The following is an 18250-nucleotide window of genomic DNA, read 5'->3' as shown; positions in this document are numbered from 1 at the left end:
GGTGGTGCCTGAGCATTCGTTCTAGGCTTCGGCGGCATCCGAAACAAGGCGGTTGTCGGCATCAGCCTTCAAGGTTGACGAGGAGTTCGAATACATGTCCGATCAACGAGAGGGAACCGTACCCAGTCCGCTTCCTTCCGAAGATGCTGAACGCGAGCCGAAACAGCATACCGACCTGAATGGCCTTGATGTCTTGCACGATCGATCAGATCTCGCTCGGTGGTTTGCCGCGTCCCTTCAACAAAACCCCAATATCTTCCGCGGCAGCGATATTCTCACGCTGGAAATATTCGACCCGCCGACCCGGGCGGGCATTTTGGCCGCCGCTCTCACTGGCCTCGTGGGCCAAGATAGCAAACGAGCGGTCAGGGAATTTCTTATCATCGTTCCGCCTGGCACGAATGAAATGGACTCGGTTGAGACAGCCAGAAGCGAGATGCTCGCGGCCATCGCTGTTCTGGCGGAAGCTGAGTTGTCTTCCGCCCAACAGGATTGGTTCCGACAGCGGCTCCGGGTCGCCGCTGTTCCTGACAGACGGATCACATCGGTTGTCGGCCTCATCGAACAGCAGCACGAGAGAACTGCTGTCATTGTGACTGAAGCGGCAAGCTATCGCGACGAAGCCGTTCAGCCCTACGTCCCACCCGGCGCCGAGGCTCCACGCTTGAACCAGGATTTTTGGGTACCGCAGCTGCACGCCCTCGCTGTCGCGGCCACAAGAGCCGCGCGCGAACGCAGATTATATGTTCTGTTCGATGCAAACGAACTGAGCCCGACCCGGGAGCATCTCTCGAATATGCTCCTGTCGATCGACAACTGCGGGGTTTTGTCAGGAAGCCGCGACGAAGATCCCGACGTCTTCCTGGAGCAACACGTCGGGCAATGGGACGCCTGGATCAGCGAAGGCAGGCTCGGCCGGGCACTCCGCGATTTGGAGCAGCTCCCGGCAAGCCTCGCGAGTCAGAAGGCCTATCTTCGCATTCAACTGATGCACAGGGCCGGGCATTTTCCGCAGGCCTTGGAAGCAATCCGCCAGGAGATGAGTCCCGGTCACGAACTCAGCGGCTCGCTACGAGGGAAGCTCGCGCGTGTCGCGCAGGATGCTGATGCATCAAGGCTGGCCACGGAGCTGCTCACGCCAGCAATCGACGAATTAAACCGGCTTGAGGAATTTGAAAGCGCGCTTGGAATTGCACATGACGCGGGAGCCGCGGAGCTTGAGCAACGGATCGCCGACCGCTTGGCCGCCTTGTTTGCGGATAGCCCCGGTTTGCGGATAAGGAAAAGACGGGTTTTGCGCGAGGCCGGCGATTATGCCGGGGTGTCAGCATCGCTTGCAAAAGAGTCCGGAGCTGAAGCAAGAGCGGACTTTTACAAGCGCCTCGCTCAGCACCTTTCTACTGCTGGAGTTCCCGACTACCACTCCCTGATCGCGACCGGCAGAGGCGATGTCGAGCTGACCGAAGCGCTTCGGCTGGAATGCGTGCGCGATGCGCTGCGTCGGCAACTGATATTTCATGCGTTCGAGTTTGCCCTGCCGATGCCAAAGACGGCGTCCTTGCTGTCTTTGTGGGAGGACCTTCTATTGCAAGGACTTGAACAGGTGTTCCTGCTTTCCGGTCGCGGCGACAGACTTGTATTGCCATTCGATCGCGTTCTGATCGTCATCATTGCCCTGGTTGGCAGCCTGGCGGCCGACCCCGCTAACCAGAGACTCAGGGTACGTCTGGTTAAGCTCGTGGAGCCTTCGGTCTCGGGCACCACCGGGCTTGCGCTGATGGCAGCCGTCGCGATGAAGCTTGCCTCCCAGCCGGTACAGGCTACCGAGACCATCGTTCCCGGCAAAGCGGATCTCGAATGGCTTGAACAGCAGCGCGACTTTCTTAAATCGGCCTTTGACTGGCTTAAGAAAGAAGAACCGCTTGTGATTGGACGGACGGTGCTTCCAAAGGAGCTCGTCACTGAACCGGCAGACGACGTTCTGTGCGCAGTCACGCAATTTCTGTCTTACGGCCCGCTCAATACAAGCGAGGATGCGAGCTCTCTTCAGTTCTGGCTTACATTTGCGGCCTCGATCGCGCCGCATAGCTCGGCGCCAGACTATGACCTGCGGCTAATCCGGCTTCTCGCGGAGAGGCTGGTGGGTGCGGGTTTCAATCAGCTGGCGCGCGATTTGGCGGAACAGGCTCTCTTGAACAGCACGTCCACCCCGCTGCGCCGGCGCCTGGGCTGGTTTGCTATGGCTGAAGTATATCATCGCGGCAGCAACCTTCTGGAGGCCCTGGTTGCGCTCGCCTGCACCTTCGCGGCTGACAATAAAAGCGATACCGAACAGATTTGGCAGGAGATGGTCGCGCTCGCACGCCTCCTGCGGGACTGCGGATTGTTCAGCAAAGCCAGGATCGCCATCGCAAATGCGCGGGAATTCATTGAGACACTCGGCCTGTCGGAGCGCCATCGCAATCGGCTGGATACGCTCGAGCTTCAAACCCGTATGAGGGAAATGTCATTAAAGGGGGAAAGTGCTGCGGAGTTTGAACGTCTCCTTGGCGATGTCGTGCAAAACGGAAAGGATGTTCTCAAATATCGCGAGTTGCCCGAGCCGGTTGCAGCCATGCTCGGACAGTTATTGCTTACCGCCAGATCGCGCGGCATGGCCATTCCGTCTGACTCCGACGATATCTTCGCACAACTAAGCCATAGAATGGATGGCAACGCCGGCTTTCTGGTCAAGACCGTTTCGTCGGATGCAGTGTCGGCAAAGGACCTGCTCGATCTTCTGAAGATGCGCGATAAAGCGCGCTATTCTGAGGACATCGGTTACGACTTGCAGAATATCGCGACGATCTCGCGACGGGTGCTGACCGACGACAAATATACTCAGAATGCGATCGAAACCTCATTTGCTCTGGAGTTGTTGGCTGATCATGGCGTCGCCATGCCCGGCTGGGACGAAGCGGCCGTGCCCGCTCCAGCTCCGGACCGGATTGAGGAGCCGGCAGGGATTGCCTGTGCGATTTCGCAAGATGGTTTGAGTATCATCCAGGTGGGTTTTGACGCGAGCGGACATCTGGTGCGGGTGGCGGCTGTCGACGGTCAGCTGCAAACGCCAGTGCGTGAGCCAGACGAGGTGTTCAATCTGGAACGCTTTGCCCGTTGGTCTTCCGAATACCCTTACGCGTATGGGATCGATGAGAACACGGCGAACCTGTTTTATACGACAACCGCCGATTTGAGATTAAGCTGGTTGCCGGATGGGCCCGTCATTGTCGTGGCGGACGCCAGCGTACAACTCTTTCCACCGAATCTCTTTTACGTCGACAATGAATTCGCCGGACGCACGCGACCGATCGCGGCCGCCCCCTCGCTTGCCTGGCTGCGCGCCGCGCGGGCAAGAGGACCGATTGGCGATGGCCGGCTTTGCGCCTGGATCTCGACGGTTGCGAGCCAATCGGAGAGTCAAACTCTCAGCATGATTGCGCAGCGTTTGGAGCCTGCCTTCAACGACCACGGCTTCATTGTCGACAACGGTCCAGAGCTGCCAGCTGCGTTCAAGGGAGCAACGATGGCCGTGATCGCGGCTCACGGAAGCATTCATTCCGAGGGGCGCTACTTCCAACTCGTGTCCGACGAAGGGATGTTGAAGATCACAGCTGCTGATTTGGCCGCCGCGCTGAGGAACGTGGATGTGGTTATTCTGTTCGTGTGCAGTGGCGGCCGGAGTGACAAGCATCCGGCTGCAAACACCACAATCGGTCTTGCCAGGCAGATCCTCGATCGCGGCTGTCAGGCGGTGATTGCATCTCCGTGGCCACTGGATGCACGCGTACCCTCGCATTGGCTGCCCGCCTTTCTGGAACAATGGCAAGCCGCCCAGCCTCTGAATGAAGCAAATTTTGCGGCAAACAAGGTCGTCGATCAGAGATTTGCCCAGGATCCGGCCAGAGGGCTGGCGATGACCATCTTCGGCAATGCGAGCCTGCGGCGCGCAAGCTGAATGCCTTGCGCGGCCATTGCGAGATGGTGGAAAAATTCGGCTGTGAACGCATTGCAGCTATTGTGGCGAGCCGCATCGCGGGCCATGCTTTAATCCCGTTCGAGGTGCCTGGGCGTAAAGACGTCGCTATGCGGGGATTAAAGGAATTTGGCGAGTCGTCGATAGCAGGCTCGGCGCGAGGCGGCGGATCGGCATGTCAGAGCAGGAAACAAACGGAAACGTCCTTCATCCCGAGCAGCTGGTGGCCGAGAATGTGAGTGAGGCGGTCTGGCTGCGCCTTCGCCGCCTGACGAGCCCGACCTTATGTGAGCGGACAATTGCGGCGCGCGCCCCCACTTTGTCCGCCGATGTCATCGCAAAAAAGGGACAGGAGCTCGCCTTTGCGATTCGCAGTGCGCTTGGCTATTGGCAAAGCGAACCGGGTTCACTCAATGCCAAGGTGCTGACGCGATACTACGCCCTCCTCCAGATCACGATCGCCGAACAGGTTGCAAGCCCACACTCCACCGCCGATCTGGCGGAAATCCAGGCCCATACGGAGAGCGGACACGGCCTCTGGGCGATGGCGGCGCCGACGGGAACGTTTCCGGACAATTATATGATCGCTTGTCGGGATCGCGGCCATTTCTATCAATATTGCCGATTTCGCGGCATTGACCTTAAGCCGTTTGCGTCGAAGGCGCGTCCCGAGAGTTGGGACAAACTATCGGATGATGCGAAAGGTCGGCTCATTTCGCTCGCCGATTTATTGCGTCGTGTTCCGGAGTTGCAAATGCTTATCGACGAGACGCTCGGTTTGCCACCGCTTTCGTTTCATGTTGGCTCCGCCGATCAAAACATGATCGAACAAGACGAACGACGGCAAGAACACCTGAAGAAGACCGGGGAACTGCTGTTTGAAGTGCCCGTCACGACCCCTGAATGCGTAACCTACGTCGGTCTATTCCCGCACGGGCAGAAGCTTACAGTTAAGTCCCTGAACGCCTTGGATCTGCCCCTCAGAAATATTCGACCGGTCGAAGACGCAATAACGGGGCAATCCTATTTCGTTGGCGACTTCACTCACCCCAACAAGGGGATATGGTGGGATCATCTTGAGACGTACAAGTCAGGTTATAGCGGGACAAGCCTGATCGTTCCATTCTGGGGCGATATCCGGGATCCGATCATCATCCATCTGGTGACGTTCTATGCCTTGAGCATCGTCGTGCGCTACCTTCCGCTGCTGTGGCATGAGATCGAGGACGGCAAGCTCGACCACATCCGCGCCCTGATCGAACACTATGTCAGCATTTTCGATCATGTTGTACCTGGATTGGCGATTGAACGAATAACGGGCCGTCGATTCATCGCGGTCACGCCGGGCTCGTTGGGCGGCCCGATCTAGAGATAGAGAAGCGAAGCGTGCGCTTCTGATCGGGCCGTAGCCGAGCACAGTACGCTTCACTTCTGATAGAACAGACGGCGCAGAAAGGTCCGTGCCGTTACGAGCACAACGTGAAGACGAAAGGTGCTGTGGTCCTCATCCGACAGGCCCGGATGCGAACCCTCCGTGTGGAGCATCTTGAACAGCCCGTTGATATAGTTCTTGCCGTCTTGCGTCCATTCGTTGCGCGTTTCCGATAGAAAGCCAATATCAGCGAGCACGCGGCGGCGGTTCTCGGAGGTCAGGCTTGCGGTCTTCGCGTCGCCCTCGCAATGCCTGGCGATGGCGTCGAAAAGCCCCTCAAGGAACGTACGAAACTGGGCATTTGCCGCCGCCCAATCGCCTCGCGCGTGCGCCTCGATGCCCTGGTCGAAGTGACCGAGCGCTTCAGTGAAGCGGAAGTGTTTGAGCAGCTGGTGCACTTCGTCATCCACGGCAGGCAAGCCGAGCTCTTCCGGCAATGCCGCACGCAAATTCGGGCGACCGTCGTCGTCGAATGAGACGGTGTAACCGTCGCGCGCCAATCCCCGGCCAAATGCGATCTCGGATTCTGCGTTCGGCTCGCGGCGCATCAACTGAACAGCCTCTCGGATGACCGCCTCGGCCAAGCCTAAGGTACCTTCAAGCGTTTCGACTCGTTCGTCCGTGCGCTGCACGGCGATGCGACCCAATCGATCGGCCTTTTTCGCAACACTGATCGTCGTTTCCGAAGGAATATCGCTTTCGAGCCCGAGCCGGAGCCGGAGCACCATGTGATTGAACGAGGCCTGACCGAGACGGTCGCTTAGAAAGCTAACGGCCGCAATGATGGTAGGACGGGTAAACGGCACGGTACCCACGACAGCTCACTTCAGCTTTTTAAGCTGATCGGCAAGTGCCGTCAGCGAGGTCATTGCGGTGGTGAAATCCGGTTTGTCGCCATAGACCATGTCGCGTTGGAAGTCTGAGTAGCCGTCCACAAACACCTTGTCCTTCGGGATGCCCTCGATGGCCCGCAGCGTTTCGCCGAGCGGGTCGTTCTTCCACGCAGGGAATCTGGCTCCGCGGGTTTCGGCATCCGCCTTCATCACCTCATGAGCCAGGGCAGCAGTTTCCGCCACATCATATTGGTCGCGCGTCATATGCAGGTCGTAGATGTGCCGCACCAACGTCGGATCGCGCTCTTCGCGCAGACCTGCCAGCTCCGAGCCGGCCCGCCAGGTTAGTGCGACCAATTTTTCGGCCGCGGTCTCAAGAACGGAGGAGCAGGCTATGCTCTGCACCTCTGGTGCGCGTCCGTAGGCCTCTTCCACGAAGGAGATCACGGGCTTATCGACCGCATCACGGCGAAGTGGCCACACGGACGTCTCGAGTTGCACGTCGGGGCGCAAGCCCTTGCCTTGGGCGAGCGCCTTGTAGGGCAACATGTATTTGGTGTAGTGGCCCTTGTACATGGATACCCGATACCTCTCGTCGTCGGGCTCAAATTCAAAGCCCGCCGCAAGGAGTGCATAGGTAATATCTGTGCGCAACCTGCGAAGCGCACCGCGTGACGGATTGGTGTTGCAAACGATTTTGAGATCGACGTCTTCCGACATTCGCTTGGTGAGCTTATAGGCTCGGCTTAACGCGGTGCCGCCACCGAACACGAGGCGAAACTCGCCCGGATCGACAGACGTGACCGCTGCCAGAGCTTTAACGACATGCCAATCCTTCTCGACGAGCGCCGGGCTTGGTAGGCCGAAATGCTCCTGAACTTCAAGTAACTCTTCGAGAGTTGGCTTAGCGCTCAAGCACAAGCTCCGCGTCGCGGTACCGCAGATGCCGGGAGAAGCGTCCCTTGACGCGGACAACCGGGTTGACTGGAACCTGTGTCGAACGGCCTTCATTGTAGGCGCGTTCCGCTACGGTTGCCTCCCATTTGACGCCGAGCTTGTCGAGCGCTTGGCGCGCGACACCGGAAAAGCCTTCGGCACTGTGAAGCATCGGCTTGCCGCTCAGGCGTGATCGCGTCGCTCGGCCATAAACGCCGTAACCCAGACGCACGAGCTGGCCATCGGCGACCAGCGAACGAAGGGCGCGCAGCACCTGATCCTCGCCGCCGAGCGTCTTGAACTCGCGCGGGAGAAAAGCGTCTTCGCCCTTCTTGTGGGCAATCCGTTGTTCGATTTTCTGACGTACGGTCAGCTTGCGAGGCATGCCGGCCTCCTCTTGCAAAACCCGATAACCATATAAGCAGAAACCCGACATATATCAAGTAATAAGTTATCTATTTCAATAAGATACATGACAATTAAATTTTCATGCTTCTGCTCGTGATGGCAACTTACGAATCCAGGCCACAAAACTTAATGCTATCGAGCGCAGCCGACACCGCTTGACTAAATTCACAGTTACCGTAAGTTAAAACTATCAGTAACTGGATGTTTCTATGGCGCGGCCTCGCACCTTGGCTAACGACGTCTTCACCTCCCGGGAGATCGCTGTTGCGGCCGACCTGACGCCGCGCAATTTCGGTCTCCTCGGCGACGAGGGCTTGGCACCGCCACCGTTCGATAACGGTGCCGACGGGCAATCTGGAAGCAGGCTTTATCTTGGCGACGCGATGGCTCAGACCGCCTTGATTGGAGCATTGCAATTGGCAGGCTTCGAACTCCTCGTGGCCGCCCGCTTGGCCGCCGCGTTCACGGATTCGTATGTCGCGAGCCGCGGAAGGCTTCCGTCGAACCTGATGACCTTCGTGCGCAGCAGGACCTTGAATCCCGCCGGCGGGACGCCTTGGGGCGAGACACCGCGCGATGTTCCCATCGAACGGGACTTCTGGATCCACCATCTCCTGAGAAACAGGTCCGGGGTCTATCGACGCGCCGTGCCCATCATCGGCGATTGCATCATCGAGATCGCCGACCGTACCTATGTGCTGACCAGCTTCCATGCTCTCGGCGTCGCGACGCACTCGTCGGCTACGGGAGACGGTCTGCCCGCCGCTCCGGAATACCGAATCGTCGGGCGTGGCAACTCAGCAACCGTCGTTCCGATATACTCCGAGGTCCCTACGATGGATTTTGAAATGGACCCGAAATCCAGGGACAAGATGCGGCGACTCGAACTGGAATATCTGAGTGGCCGGGAGGCCGCGGTCGCGCTCGTTAGAATCAATCTATCGCTTGCCATACGCAACGCGTTCGATCGATTGCAAGACGTCCGAGATGGCCAGCGAGCAGCATAGCTTACGACTTGCTCAGCCAATCGACCAGGGCGCTGACGTGCACGGCAAAATCCCTAGCCTCGCTCGGCCCTCCCTTGTAGTTGACACCGGCGACCAAGCCGTCCTCATCGAGCAGCGGGCCGCCGGACATACCTTGCGCAAGCTTTTGTGTCACCTCAATCATCGGCACCGCGCTCTTCGTGGGCAAAGAGCTTATTGATCCAGGCCGGACGTTTATCTTGTCACCTGGACCGAAGCCTGGAAATCCGACCGCCATCATGGCGTCGCCGATCTTGAACATTCGTTTCGATATCTCAAGCTCGTAATATTCGGTGGAAGGGATATCGTGCGACAAGATCGCCAAATCGCGATCAGCATCATACTTGAAGACGCTCGCCTTGAATTTATTGGAAGGCTTGCTTGGGTGATACACTTCGATTTCCGCCGCCTTTGCGACGTTGTGCCACGCGGTAACAAGACCCACAGACCTTAGAAAGAACGCCGTGCCCTGCGCGCTATCTTCGATATTGTCGTCCCCCCAATGCTCTACCACCCACACGGCGCGATCCCTGATCTCGAGAAACGTAGGCTGAATTTCGAGTTTCTCGGAAGGGAAGAGCTTGTTGTAGCGCGAGGCCAGACCGCGAAAGATCGGATCCGAAGGTCCTTTGATATGTCCTACCCAGGATAGCCTTCCGCGAAGATGCGATGCGAGGGGCGCTTCGCGACCGTACTTGTCCTTGAGAATCTTCTGAGCGACCGCAACGCCCTGCTTTTCGGCGACGAATAACGCTGCGCGAAGGTTTCGCACGAATTTTCGGTCGACGTTGACGAGTTCGTTGATCTTCAGGCCGGTCACCGTTCGGCGCGAATACTTGTCGGCGTAGTGGACCTTCTGCGGATTGATCGCGAAACCGTTGGACCGGAATGCTCCGCGAAGCCCATCCTTGAGCAGATCGGGCGAGAAATTTCCGGCCGGCGGCGGAGGTCCTTCGAACATCAACGTCAACGGCTGGTAGCTGGAGAACGTGATATCGTCGGCATACCTGGTGTAGATGCAGCGGCTCTCCTTCGCGATCGTCTGCAATTCCTTGTCCATCCGGAAGCAGATCATGTTGGAGATTATGGGGCTGCTGGGCGCGCCCTGCGGCAGAACACCTTCGTTGCAGCAGACCCGCGCCAGGATCTCAGCGACTCGACCGTCGATGCCGAGCGCGCTCATCAGGCCGGCGACACGTCCCTCCGTAATGGCTGAAAAGAAGCTTTCGATATCCAAGTTCATCACGAACTTGCTTCGGAGATGAGCCGTAGCGTTCGTCTTGACCGAACGACCGTCCACGAAGCCGTGAACGGGATTCCTTGGTCTGTATATCGGCGCGAGCGAGGACGCGATCTTGGTCTGCAGCATCTTCAGCCGACGATCCGGCGCGCTTATGACACGCTTCTTTCCTTCGCCCTTCGAAATCTCGAATTTCTGATACATCCGGCCGCGAAACCACCAGATCTTCTTGAGTTCGGCTGTCGATATGGAAAGGAACTTCAGCAGTTCGGCTTCGCTCGTGAGCTCCTTCGGAATGGTGATCCGGATCGGAGTGACGAAGAATGATGCGAGGCTAGGCACGAGGTCTCCCTTCCAATCACGCCAGGCATTCAGCGAGCAACGTGGCGCGCACGATCCTTGATTAGACTTTCGCTCTTACGCCGCAGTTACGACAGCGCGTATGCGAGGGGAGACCTCGTAATTTCATTAATAGCAGTGCGTTCCGGGAACGCCACACGCCAATCACGAAAATACACATACATATTTGCGTCGTTTCTGTCGGATGGCTCAGGGAGGCTTCTTTTCGTCGACGAGGTGTCGATCGTTACTCCAACGCGGGACGGCGACCGAACCAATACGCTTGCGAAATATGCTGGTTTCCTGTTGCAAGAACCCGACAGGCGTTTGGATCGTGCTGACAATTGGCAGCCTGATCATCACCTCGTTTCAAACGAAATAGCGGAACGATGTGACCGGTTCGCCCTCCTCGCCGTATTCATCCAGAATGCCGCCAACGCGACGAGCGAAGGAAAGTGTCACTGGCCACTTGCCCCGAATATCGGCCGTGTTCCAGTTCATCCGAGTTAGATTCAGAACGTCTTGTGCCGCCGAAATATGATCTCCATCGCCGATACGACGGATCTCGAAGGGTTGGGGGACATGTGGCCCAGGATATGTTCCGAGTTCAGGCATGTAGCCCGACGTAAAAAGATAGCTTCGGGCGTCGTTGACAGAACATAGCGTGCCGACCTTCGGCGGGTAAGCGCCAAACCGGATCAGCCTAAACGCACTGGGCACAAGCGTCACCATTTCAACGATAGGAATGTCCCGCAGCGCCTCCGAGAACCCTTTCTGCTCGGCCTGGTCGAAGAAGGTCGTTTTGTGCACGACCATGCGCAGGGGTGCACCGCCAGTTCGCTTTTCATATTCAACAAGAACGTTCTTGCAGAGATTGAAAGCTTGATCTTCCGACAAATGAAGATTTCGTCGCTGATCGGCATCCGCTGGCACGCCCTGCCCCCGGATGGCAAAGCCCTCCCCCTCGCTCGAAAACGCTTGAGCGAGAGTCGACTGGACAACATGGCGTTGCGTCGTTCGAAAATGATGAAAGCTGATGCCGACGAAACAGGTCTCAGGCCCATCGGTAGGCAGCCGCCAAGGCACATTGCCTGCCTTGTAGTAAAGTCCAACGGTGAAATTCCATGCGCGGGTTGCCGGGTCCTCGTTGTGGGGGCCGTCAACCAATAGCCGCTCAGTTACAATCTGAATCGGCAACTTGTTTGCCATCGCGCGAGCCTTCAGGGCGTGCCGAAGATCGCGTTTCAGGAAATCCTCTTCGGTTTGTTCGACGTCTTGCAACATGTCGAACATATCCATTTGTCTGACTTCGCGCGATTTTGCGATCGCTTTTGCCTTCTTCTTCTCCTCGAGCGTCAAGTCGCGTTCTACCGAGCGAACCTTTTTGAGGACATTTTCGGGGATGCAAATAATGACCACATCGGGCCGGTTGGTGTCCCGCTTTGCGAGACGGGCATGGGCATCACTGTATAGATCGACAACCTTCTGAAAACTCCTGAAGAGGTCATCGTCATCGAGGGCCTCCTCAAGCGGATCGCGGCGCTCGCTGTCGAGATGTACCGTCCATCCGTCGGAATCGACGAGCGACATGTGAAACGTCTTTGCGAAGCCTGGAAACGGCTTCTGTAACAACGTAGGTGTACCAAGCACTGGCACAGGCGAGCGGCACCGCTCAAGCCAGCGGCGTGTTTGATCGACGAGTTGGCGCGGACCAATGATGCCGACCTTGACTTGGGTCTGACGGGCCGCGCCAAACCGCAGGTCGAACGGCCCAGCGAGATCAAGGCCGATCTTCGGATCGGAGGTTGTCACCGCGCCACCGAACTGGAGTTGCGGCGGCCTAAGTTCCCGAACAGCGAGCCTAATGGTCATTTTCGTCTTCTCGCTCGCCGTCTTCTCGATCGCGATCCTCCTCCGCCTCTTCCTCCGCAAGTGCGCTCAGCTCATCGTCCAGGCTCTCGAGATCAGCTTCTATTCCGCTTTCGAGTTCGTCGGTTTCATTGAAGGCTGTCGAACTGAATGCAACGGTCGGCTGACTTCGGGACAGCAATATCGTCGGAGCATAGCTGGAAAGATCGTTCTCACCTTCAAAAGTAAGGGCAAAGACTCCCTCCGCATCGTCGGAAAGGATGGACGCCCAGAACGTGACATCATGGTGCACGGTCGGATTAAAATCGCGAGCAGCCCGACGCGTGGACAATATGTTGATCTTCTCACGCCCGATTGGCTTCCCGACCCCGTCACGGGTGAAGGCATAACCAGGAGTCAGGAGGACGGCCCAGTCAGATCCAAACGGCATGACCGTAAAGCCAAACGCTTTGTGCTCGTAGTAGAGAACGTCATCCGTACCACGGCGAACACGAGCCTTCACAACGGTGCGTGTCGCTCGCTTGACCCGACCCTGGTAGGTGATCTTGCGCTCGCCTCGCTCCTCTTTCGGAAAATAAGCTCGGCGGCGTTTGTAGTCGATCGCGAGTCCGAGTTTGCGCAGATGTTCGAAAAACGCCTCGTTCATGAGCTTTAGTAGGATATTTTCCCCGTTCGGTTGATCAAGCAGCTCGCGAGGCGTGAGCGCCTCGACTTCCCCTTCCTCGAAGGGCGACACGAGATCGCGCGTGATTTTCTCCAGATCATAGAGCGTAAAGAAACGACCATCATGGACATGGCCAGGTGGCACGGCCAAACCGGCGGCCTCTTTCTTGAGCCGCCATGCAGCGCTGGCACTGGTGGCTGCGTGCCAGATCTTGACCGGCATTTCCTCGATCGGGAGAAGGTTAGTTGTATAGCGTATCGTATCCGCAACAACGGGCACGGCGGTATTGGTGACCTCATCCACCGCTTCCGGCCGCGCGTGGATAGTGACGACAAAATTCTCGTTGTCACCGTCGGGCCCGAAATGAACTTCGCCGTTGTTGTTCAAAGTGAGTGACCAAACGTCGCCAAGGCCTGAACCCGAACGATCCATTTGCCCGCCGCCATAGAACAGGTCGGTGATGACTGGATTGCGGTAGCCCTTGATGCCCCGACTACCGCTCCTGACGACTGCCTCAAGTGTCTTGCCGGCCATCTGGGCGGCGACTTCGGCGATGATACCGCCAGGGCTCGATACCCGTATTTCGCTCGGCGTCACCTCAATTCTGACTGGTGCCTTGCGATCGTAGTCGCGGTGGACAAGCGCGTTCACCACGACCTCCTTGAGCGCGAGACTGTCGTAAGGATAGGCGGTCCTGGAGATCTCCTCTTTTAGGCGAAAGGATACGTTAATGAGAGCAAGCAGGTCGGTGAGTGAGTTCAGCTGCGACCAGAGATTTCCGGAGATATCCCGCTCAACAGAAATGAACCCATCTTTGTCGGGCGTGCCAGTGGCGGCGTCATCGCCGAAGCACCGCGTGATCCAATGAATGGGTCCGCGGGCAGAGAACTCCACAGTGGCGTGAGGGGTTCCACGTTCGGGCGAAGGTGCAAATAAGAGCCACCCCGCGAGCGTCGGACGCAGATCGTTGCCGACAGTTGTGAGAAGATTACGGACCCTGGCTTCTTCTCTGAGCCATGCGCGATCGGGATTTTCAGGGGCGGTCAGGCCGAGGCGTTTGGCATATTGCGTCAAGCGCTCACGCAACATCTTGTCGTCGAGATCGTCGGCGTCCGCCCATTCGAGCGCTCGCATATCAGAGGGCAAATCGGCCTGGCGGTAGGCGTGGCTGCGCCGTATCGGCAGCGCGCCTTCGGAGCGCAACCGATCCCATAGGTCGTATTGAAGCAATTCGTCGAAGCCCGCGATGGGTATGATCTGAAAATTGGTGCCTATTGCGGCTGCGAGTTCCTTGACCAAGGGTGAAAGCGGCTGCTGCAGATCGGTTTCGCGAACACACCAATACACCCCTTGCGCAAAGGTGTTTGTTGCAGTGATCTGCTCAAGCAGAAGGCCCCTCATTACCGAAGGCTCGTTGCCCCGATATCCCACGACAATCAGCGGGTGATCGCGAAGCAGCGGAACCAATCTCTGGACGATCGGCGCGTCCAGTTCGTTCACCTCGTGGTCGAGGTTTTTGTCCGAGTAGTGTTCAACAGACCCGTGCAGATAGACGAGTTGGGGATCGGGCGATGAGGCGTTGAATCTGACCAGATCATCGGGCGTCTTGATCGAAACCAGGAAGTGCGGCTTATTCTCGAGGACTTTCGCGTCCTCGATGCAATGATCGAAGTTGGTCGTCAGGATAGTGTTGATCCATCCCTCGTTGAGAATGCGTACCAGCGCTCGATAGCCGATCTTCGGAGCCACGCCTGGTGAGATCAAGCGCTCGAAGAAGTCTCGTCGTTGCTTGCGGACTCCAAAGAGCTTTTCAATAATCTTGGGATATTGATCGGCGAGCGGATCGTGCTCCGAAAACCAGGACTGGCGGCAAAGCCAAGGCCAATAGTCGGAGCGTTGAATCCGTATATCCTCCGGCGAGCGCCCAGCCTCTCTACACCATGCCCAACGCGCAGCCTTTTCGGCCGTAGGCCCGGCAGCCGGAATCCCCGACGCGACCGACGCCCCGGCGCCCAGCAGGAGTACGGGGCTCGACCCGTCAAGCAGCAGCGATCGGATATGACCTGGCGTTGATGTCTGAAATATTGGTTCGTCCGGCACACTCTACCCTTGCTGCCGTTGATGCCGCGGCCTGTGGATCGATATGCGACATTTAAGGTGATTCGCTTGCTTACATCCCAGCGAGCCGCAACCATTAGTGGGGTTGTTCGCGCTATGCACAGCAGAGGAAGTAACTGAGCATAGCCCGGATTATCTTCGTTAAATACCTGATTCTACACGAAATTATATCGATTCGACCGCACGGCCAACGGCTGGCGAGGCGAGCAGGGCAAGAGGGGAAGGTCGTGCAGACACTTGATGGATGGCGCGCCTTTGCGACAGGCGGACGAAAGATCTCGTTCCCGAAGCTGGAGCTGATTGGTGGGGATCACGATCCTCCCGTTGTCGTCGGCACGGGCGAAATCGAAATGGAGGGGCTCAACGGCTTCGCCTTTCACCTTGATGGCCAACCAAAAGACATTGGCTATGCTCTCGCTACATGCAACCGATACCGCGAAAGACCCTATGAACCACTCGCTCGTCTTCGTTTGTTTGGGACCGACGCCGATGGCGTGAATTGGTCAGGCGGATGGACGACGCCGAGTGTGCACCCCTCAGACGGAAATTGGAGGTTTGCCGGGGACCTTGAGGCGCTCGTCACCGACGTAGAAGGGGAAACCGTATCCCAAGGTGCCGGCACGGAGCTCATATTCCCATTACGTATTGGGGATCCTATGACCATCTCGATGGCACGATTCGTTCGCAGTTTGCCGCTTGCTGCGAACACGGCTCGCGAATATCGAATGCGAGTTCTAGGGTCCGATATTCTTTTCAAGTATGAGCAAGACCACAGCACGCTACTGGTAACCGCTGAAAGCTCTGCAAGCCTCAGCGCTCCTTACGCCGAAGGATGGCTTGTAGAGCCACTTCGCATTCTTTTTGGCCAGCTAATCTATCCGCGGCTTGTCGCCCGCAATTTTGGCAACGGGCGGGCGGCGGTCTAGATTCGACGGTCGCCACCCGCATTGAAAAGTGCGCGCTGGGCCTCGCTGATTGAAGGAGAAAAGCGGATCAAGAGCGACGAAGAATTTTGGGAGCTCTATCGCGACCTTCTGGAAATGGTCGCCGGCGCTCGCGACAAAAAGGGCGGAGCGTTGAACGAGCGTGACCTGGAACTGCCGCGAGGCCTCTCAGCATGCGCGAACCGGCGAAGGGAAACTCCAGATGCAGCCGGTCGAGACGCCGCATGATCGCGAGATCGGCGTCCGGCACCGGCCGCGGCAGGTAATAAACGCTGCCGCGGCTGATCTGCAAAACTTCCGCTGTCGATCATCGCTTTGCGCTCAGCAATCCCGCCTTGGTGAGCGCTCCTTCTAAAAAATCGTTCTCCAGCGTCAGCTCCCCGATTTTGGCGTGCAGCGACTTCACGTCGATCGCAGGCACGGCCGGCGCAGCGCTGCCAAGTCCAAAAACTCCGGAAGCTCCGCCCTCCAGCTGAGCCTTCCACGCCGTGATCTGATTGGGATGGACGTCAAACTGCTCGGCCAGCTGAGCTATCGTCCGGTCGCCCTTGACGGCCGGCAAGCGCCACCTTCGCCTTGAAAGCCGGTGTGTGGTTCCGGCGTGCTCGTCTGCTCATCGACGCTCCTGATTCGCAGGCACCAGCGTGCCCGCTGTCAGGCAGAAACTCCACTTACCGACCTGTTCAAATTTGCGGAGCCGGCTCTCAACCATGCTGTCGCGTTTACGACGTATGTCGCAATCGCTTCAACAGCCGATGGTTCTGCAGTTGGATCGGCAGCTGATTGGTGCTCCAAGACTTGTGTTGGCAGGAGAGTTTGCGATCTCCGTCGCGTGGTACGGCATTTGCTGATCGCGTTCCAGTCACTCCAGGAGCAACACATGATCGACGGGCAAGTCGTTAAGCTGTCCGCACGGCAAAAGCAGTGCTTGCGGTGGGTAGAGGAGGGCAAATCATCTTGGGAAATAGGGATGATATTAAGAATCAGCCGGAACACCGTCGATTTTCACATCAAGACCGTCATGCGAAAGCTGGAAGTGTCCAGCCGAATCCAAGCTGCTATCACGGCGCGCCGCCTCAAGCTTTTGGACTAGGGAGTGCTGCTGCTGTCAACTTGTGCCGGCGGCACGTATAACATCCGGTGCTATGACTACTCCATGAGATGGAATCCGCATCTGCCGAAAGTAGCGGCCCGTTGTGAGCCCAGCGGTATAGTTAGTCGGCCGTGAAGAATCCTGATTGGCAGGCTGATTGACCGTGGATTTCGCGAGGGTGCCGATGATTTGCCACAACAAGAGCCTGAGCCAGCAGATTAGGCGGCGGAAGCTATCGCCGACGGCGGCGAGAACGGCGTTGATGGTGTCACCTTGGCGTTAGTTGCGGCCGATGCGGTGCTCGGGTTTGAGGTGGCCGATGACCGGCTCGATGGCGGAGCGCCGTCGCAGCTCGCGCTTGGTCTGTGGCGTCACCCGCCGCTTCTGTCCTGAGATGAACACCCTGAACTTGTAATCGGGCGGGGCGCTGTGGCAGCAATAGCCCTTGTCGAGGAGAGCGCGCTCGATAGTGTTGCCGATCAGCGCTTCCATCTCTGGGATGACGGTTGCAAGGTCTCCCTCCGGCGAGGGCCGCCTTGTTGGGTCGGACAACTTGCCTCGGCTTCACAAGCTGGATCGCAACGTCATCGGTTTCAGTGCCTATAACGGCCGCGGAATCGCACCAGGCACAGTGTTTGGCAGTGTTTAGGCTTCGTACGTATTGGGGCAGATCGCGGAGAACGATTTGCCGTTGCCGGTCACTGCCGTTGAACGCCGGCGGTTTCGTGTAGCGCAGGAAGCCTTTTATACGGCGGGCTCCCAGCTTGTTCACCTGATGGATTCCTGCTTTTGATCGCCTGGGCAACTCGGTTGGCACTCTTTCTTCGCAGCAGTATGGAACGATGCCGCGATCTGAGGCCGTCCCACGCTTGCCGGTCTTGGCGATCTGTCGACCTCAGCCATAATCTGCCGTCGCGTCAGGTCCCCTGCGCCGCTATCGGCTTGATCCTTAAGCCCGAGCCGCAGCGCCGACATTGCTGGCTTCCAATTGATGACTTGACGTTCGGTCAAGGACGTCTGGTAGGGACCACTGTAGCGCGTCGATCTGGATGGGAAGGCGCGGCAAACTGGATGGCGAGTCAGTGTCGCGGCGAAGTAATGATTGCCGCGCAGATTGTCGCGCGCAAGAGTTTTGTTGAACTCTGATTGTCGCGGAGCGTCAATCAGCGACGGTTTTGGGTGTCGCGTGCGAGGTCGGCCGTCCCGGACCGCGTTTTCGGTCGAGCGCGGTGCGTCTGCGATAGCTCTCGACGTTCATCTCAACGATGGTGGCGTGGTGAACGAGACGATCGATGGCGGCGAGCGTCATGGCGGGGTCACCGAACACGTCAGAG

12 protein-coding genes and 3 pseudogenes are annotated in these 18250 nt (G+C 57.8%); 5 read left to right on the top strand and 10 right to left on the bottom strand.

The features are described from left to right. The first annotated feature begins 94 nt into the window (after positions 1–94). Together FXB40_RS32245 and FXB40_RS32240 are read left to right on the top strand one after the other, a co-directional pair. Entirely contained in the window at positions 95–3997 is a 3903-nt protein-coding gene (locus FXB40_RS32245; RefSeq protein ID WP_148776149.1) for a CHAT domain-containing protein, read from the top strand. Positions 3998–4190: 193 nt separating this feature from the next. Then, complete coding sequence (locus FXB40_RS32240; protein WP_148776147.1) at positions 4191–5384, top strand: YaaC family protein; 1194 nt, start codon at positions 4191–4193, stop codon at positions 5382–5384. 56 nt (positions 5385–5440) lie between these two features. Here the strand turns inward: FXB40_RS32240 and FXB40_RS32235 are convergent, their stop codons facing one another. From FXB40_RS32235 to FXB40_RS32225, 3 genes are read right to left on the bottom strand one after another with little or no spacing between them, the layout of a single operon-like run. Then, positions 5441–6262 carry a hypothetical protein gene (locus tag FXB40_RS32235; protein ID WP_148776145.1) on the bottom strand — a complete coding sequence of 274 codons (822 nt, stop codon included), beginning with the start codon at positions 6260–6262 and terminating at the stop codon, positions 5441–5443. A gap of 6 nt (positions 6263–6268) precedes the next feature. Beyond that, the gene (locus tag FXB40_RS32230; RefSeq protein ID WP_246208089.1) at positions 6269–7195 is read right to left on the bottom strand and encodes a nucleotidyl transferase AbiEii/AbiGii toxin family protein; all 927 of its coding nucleotides are present in this window, start codon (positions 7193–7195) and stop codon (positions 6269–6271) included. Further along, positions 7185–7601: a DUF6088 family protein gene (locus FXB40_RS32225; RefSeq protein WP_148776141.1), complete on the bottom strand. Its 417-nt coding sequence runs from the start codon at positions 7599–7601 to the stop codon at positions 7185–7187. The genes FXB40_RS32230 and FXB40_RS32225 overlap by 11 nt, the downstream gene beginning before the upstream one ends. Before the next feature lie 250 nt (positions 7602–7851). Here FXB40_RS32225 and FXB40_RS32220 point away from each other — a divergent pair, with 250 nt between their 5' ends. Further along, complete coding sequence (locus tag FXB40_RS32220) at positions 7852–8631, top strand: hypothetical protein (protein WP_148776140.1); 780 nt, start codon at positions 7852–7854, stop codon at positions 8629–8631. Between the two features lies 1 nt (position 8632). Here FXB40_RS32220 and FXB40_RS32215 read toward each other — a convergent pair whose 3' ends face one another. The 3 genes from FXB40_RS32215 to FXB40_RS32205 all read right to left on the bottom strand — a co-directional run bounded on the left by FXB40_RS32215 (position 8633) and on the right by FXB40_RS32205 (position 14861). Beyond that, positions 8633–10231, bottom strand: a complete 1599-nt coding sequence (locus tag FXB40_RS32215; RefSeq protein WP_148776138.1) for a trypsin-like peptidase domain-containing protein — start codon at positions 10229–10231, stop codon at positions 8633–8635. A gap of 366 nt (positions 10232–10597) precedes the next feature. After that, complete coding sequence (locus tag FXB40_RS32210) at positions 10598–12100, bottom strand: argonaute/piwi family protein (protein ID WP_148776137.1); 1503 nt, start codon at positions 12098–12100, stop codon at positions 10598–10600. Next, positions 12090–14861, bottom strand: coding sequence for an SIR2 family protein (locus FXB40_RS32205; RefSeq protein ID WP_210352198.1), 2772 nt, complete (start codon positions 14859–14861; stop codon positions 12090–12092). The genes FXB40_RS32210 and FXB40_RS32205 overlap by 11 nt, the downstream gene beginning before the upstream one ends. A gap of 245 nt (positions 14862–15106) precedes the next feature. Between FXB40_RS32205 and FXB40_RS32200 the strand changes: the two genes are divergently transcribed. Next, entirely contained in the window at positions 15107–15805 is a 699-nt protein-coding gene (locus FXB40_RS32200) for a hypothetical protein (protein ID WP_148776136.1), read from the top strand. A 163-nt stretch (positions 15806–15968) separates the two neighbouring features. Here FXB40_RS32200 and FXB40_RS32195 read toward each other — a convergent pair. Then, positions 15969–16440: pseudogene (locus tag FXB40_RS32195) on the bottom strand (transposase); the annotation flags it as partial. Between the two features lie 263 nt (positions 16441–16703). On the opposite strand from FXB40_RS32195, the gene FXB40_RS32190 reads away from it, so the two are divergent. Then, the gene (locus FXB40_RS32190; protein ID WP_148776135.1) at positions 16704–16916 is read left to right on the top strand and encodes a helix-turn-helix domain-containing protein; all 213 of its coding nucleotides are present in this window, start codon (positions 16704–16706) and stop codon (positions 16914–16916) included. Positions 16917–17111: 195 nt separating this feature from the next. Here FXB40_RS32190 and FXB40_RS32185 read toward each other — a convergent pair. From FXB40_RS32185 to FXB40_RS49475, 3 genes and pseudogenes are all read right to left on the bottom strand, one after another. Next, positions 17112–17429 (bottom strand): annotated as a pseudogene (locus FXB40_RS32185) (IS5/IS1182 family transposase); the annotation flags it as partial. Positions 17430–17766: 337 nt separating this feature from the next. Beyond that, a pseudogene (locus tag FXB40_RS49480) lies at positions 17767–17945 on the bottom strand (tyrosine-type recombinase/integrase); the annotation flags it as partial. 130 nt (positions 17946–18075) lie between these two features. Continuing rightward, on the bottom strand, positions 18076–18250 hold a 175-nt coding region (locus tag FXB40_RS49475; protein WP_246208098.1), incomplete at its 5' end, for an ATP-binding protein.

The sequence above is a fragment of the Bradyrhizobium rifense genome, assembly GCF_008123425.1.
In the GTDB taxonomy this organism is placed as follows: Bacteria; Pseudomonadota; Alphaproteobacteria; order Rhizobiales; family Xanthobacteraceae; genus Bradyrhizobium; species Bradyrhizobium rifense.
This window is presented reverse-complemented; position numbering and strand designations above follow the sequence as displayed.